The following is a 2,016-nucleotide window of genomic DNA, read 5'->3' on the forward strand; positions in this document are numbered from 1 at the left end:
TATCTAAGGGCAAGAATCTCCATCAGGGGCAGTTGAAGTATTTCTACGTCTTGCCCAACGGAAAGTAGAAAGAGGTACACCTAAAGCTGGATCTGCGATATTGACAGATATTGAAAATAAATGTCTAACAAAATAGAGGGACCAATGCTTATGCATCAATTGTTGGGCAGGGGAATAATCTTTGCATCGCGAAGCACCCGGTTAACTCTTCCAGCATATTGTGGCTTTAACGATGTCACAACAGTAACTAGTTCTTCATCATTAGTGACATTGTATTTATCGATTACATAATATGCCGTAGCAATTAATGACAACTCAACTGCGTTAAATTCGTGATATGTTTCAACAATTTTGTCTATTTGCTCCTTTTCTGCAGAACTTAGCTCTTTAGCAATCTGAATCCCTTTTTGGTTTGGTGAGATGAAATACCCCTTGTCACCCTGCCATTTCACGTCCACTATGCCAGACATAGAAATTAAGTCTAGGTCAGAGGAAACTCGGCCAGAATATGGCCCGTAATGATATAATGCAAAACTATAGTTTGTTAGTCCCTCTCTCGAAAGCAGATAGGTCATCTTCTGGATAACAGTCCTACCTATCTGAGAATATGATATATCAGACAACTTTTTAACGAGGTACGCAATCTGTAATGGCCCTCGATTACCAGTTTCCGTCATGCATTATTCCCTCCAATTAACTCTCTCGCGCGATTCTCATAGTCATATCCCACATATACCCTTACCTGTCTTGACGGCTTGAGACTATCAATGATCTTCGAGTACTGTGAAAGTGGCACAGCAGTTCCATCTTTAGTGATGATATGGATCTGATCGCTCATCCCAACGTCTCCTTGAAACTTATACCATTCATTTTCCTTGTTATCCACATTGTGCGGAATTCCCGCATCTTCAAGTACTTGAATCACCCGCTTGAGCTCACCATTGTCCGAGTTTATGTTCGCGTCCTCAATCTGGTGAACGTATTTTAAATGTTTCCTTGCTAACAACATTTTGCAGGCAGGAGCGTCACTTTCAAGCATCCTTGCCCACACGCGGGGATCATCTAATTTTATGTATTCATTAAGGCTATCTTCAGTATCTGGGGGCGGATATTCTCCAACAGTGTCCAATAATGCTTTTTCAAGCATTATGTCGTATGCGCGCCTGACGTGATGGTAAGCGACTTGAGAAAAGAACTGATAGCGGGCAATGATTAACGATTCGGCATTATGCCAGCCATCTTCATGGATGCCAATTACAACATCGTCAGTTTCGGGATCATTTCCCAGTGTCATTGTCCCTAGCAGCCTTTCAAGATCGAAGACCCCATACTTCACACCGATGTGATGAGAGTCACGCAAAAGATAGTCTGCTCGATCCGCATCCAATTGGCTTGAGATTAAAGTTCGCCAAAAGAATATCTGTTCGAGCCTATTCGGTCTTCCCTCAATCAAGTCCGCAATCTCACTCGCATAAATTTTGAAATTACTCCTATTATATTGATTGTTCTCAATAACTTCCTTAAGTGGGCCTCTTATCAGAGCAACTGAATAATCTTCGTGTTTATACTTGTTATCTGATTCAGGATTTTTGTCAATTAACTGAGTGTTTATCGGGAAGAGCTCTTCTCCACCGTGAGAGAAAGGACCGTGACCAACGTCATGGAGTAAGGCAGCCAATCGGATAGTTTGTCTTACTGTCTCCAATCCCCTTGTATCTAGACTGTATGTCTTCTTTAGAATGTCCTTATTCTTCTCGCTTTTTACAATCGAATCAAACATTCGTGAGGCTATGTGCATGACTCCTAACGAATGTTCAAACCGAGTGTGGGTCGCGCCGGGATAAACCATCTCTGTGAGAGCAAGCTGTTTTATCCTCCTTAATCGTTGAAAAACCGGGTGATTTATCAGATCCTTTTCAATATCATTAAAATTAATGAAGCCATGAACAGGGTCTCTTACCTCATGCCATTTCAAGAATGACACCTCTTATTTGAAGAGGTGTATTAACCTATATG

At 41.5% G+C, this 2,016-nt stretch carries 2 protein-coding genes; both read right to left on the reverse strand.

The genetic code is table 11. From position 1 onward, the window contains the following. Positions 1–155 precede the first annotated feature (155 nt). Positions 156–677: a type II toxin-antitoxin system antitoxin SocA domain-containing protein gene (locus EI28_RS14245; protein ID WP_155937468.1), complete on the reverse strand. Its 522-nt coding sequence runs from the start codon at positions 675–677 to the stop codon at positions 156–158. Next, positions 674–1,975, reverse strand: a complete 1,302-nt coding sequence (locus EI28_RS12870; protein WP_048115456.1) for an HD domain-containing protein — start codon at positions 1,973–1,975, stop codon at positions 674–676. The genes EI28_RS14245 and EI28_RS12870 overlap by 4 nt, the downstream gene beginning before the upstream one ends. Between the last annotated feature and the right edge of the window lie 41 nt (positions 1,976–2,016).

The sequence above is a fragment of the Methanoculleus sp. MH98A genome (genome assembly GCF_000691865.1).
Lineage (GTDB): Archaea > Halobacteriota > Methanomicrobia > Methanomicrobiales > Methanoculleaceae > Methanoculleus.